Source organism: Campylobacter sp. BCW_6465 (genome assembly GCF_001762815.1).
Lineage (GTDB): Bacteria > Campylobacterota > Campylobacteria > Campylobacterales > Campylobacteraceae > Campylobacter_D > Campylobacter_D jejuni.
The window spans coordinates 1-572 of record NZ_MJXN01000102.1 but is presented as its reverse complement, the minus strand read 5'-3'; the positions used below and the strand labels follow the sequence as shown (position 1 = coordinate 572).

Annotated in this window: 1 protein-coding gene; it reads right to left on the bottom strand. The window is 28.8% G+C overall.

The window, feature by feature from the left end:
- Positions 1–145: 145 nt before the first annotated feature.
- A partial coding sequence (locus AJ886_RS07840; protein WP_070210057.1) for a hypothetical protein occupies positions 146–572 on the bottom strand: 427 nt, incomplete at its 5' end.

Genomic DNA, 572 nt, shown 5'->3' with positions numbered 1-572 from the left:
AATGATATTCTCCTGCTGTATAATCATAATCACGCCAAGTTACATAGATTAACTTTTCTTCTTCTATAATTAATTCTGCTTGTTCTCTTGTCATTTTCTATCCTTTATTATGGTATTTGTTTGATAAAACCTAACCTTGAAACATTTACACAAAGCTAATTCTATTTTGTTTAATCATTCTAGCACGATTGATAAGAGCATAAAGGGCTATATCTTCATCATTTAACATTCTTTCAAATGTTTTACTGTACCTATCCCCATCAAATTCAATACTTTTCCATTCTATAAGCTCTGCTTTAGCATTAGTGATAAAAGAAATATATTTATCTCTTTGTTTATCATGTTTGATACCTGTACATAAAGGTTTAAGTGCTTCATCATACCAAATCACTTCTAGATTTTCTTCTTGGATGATTCTTAGTGCTACTTCTTTTCTATTTTGCATTGAATAGTCTTCATTTACGCTAAAATATTTTTGTTTATAATTCATCTGCAACATTTTATCAATAGCTTCTTTTTCACTATCAAAAGAATACTCAAATTCAACACCGCCCCTTTCTCCAATATAAACA